The 450-nt window shown below is 56.4% G+C and carries 1 protein-coding gene; it reads left to right on the top strand.

Going from position 1 to position 450, the window contains the following annotated elements; translation table 11 throughout:
* Positions 1 to 242 precede the first annotated feature (242 nt).
* Positions 243 to 450: hypothetical protein (locus J5J09_RS22560; RefSeq protein WP_208554513.1), on the top strand; the 208-nt coding region annotated here is incomplete at its 3' end.

The raw sequence follows: 450 nt of genomic DNA, 5'->3' as shown, positions 1-450 counted from the left end.
TTCTTCGCAGCCAACCAGGTCGCGCTTATCGACCTCAACAAACGACAATGACTGTCAGGCATGTCTATGAACACCTGTCAGGCATGTCTCCGGGCTTTACACTTGACCCGAGGATCCATTCACGGCCCACCGCCCGCTGTCACCAAAGCTCGTAATACCCCCTCTACCCTGGTGGGAGAGGAAGCAATTTCAGCTCTTAGCGCAGCTAAGTGCTAGAAATTGCCGGTGAGGGGGTCGTGTTCGTGGCACTCTCCGAATATTATCTCCCTGCAAAATCAGCTCCTTATAAGAAAAACGCGCCCACCCTCAAAAAAATCTCACCGCTGCTTTCCCCCTTTTTCTCCGCACCCGTATCCTTGTTCCCGTTCCGTCGCGGATACACCACAAGGCGTTGTGGCGAGGCGGGGCCGGCGCTGGTGGCAGGGGAAGGACGCAAGAGCCTGCCACCGG

The sequence above is a fragment of the Ciceribacter sp. L1K22 genome (genome assembly GCF_017599385.1).
In the GTDB taxonomy this organism is placed as follows: Bacteria; Pseudomonadota; Alphaproteobacteria; order Rhizobiales; family Rhizobiaceae; genus Allorhizobium.
Note: the sequence above shows the minus strand (reverse complement) of the source record. Positions and strands in the feature narration are given on the sequence as shown.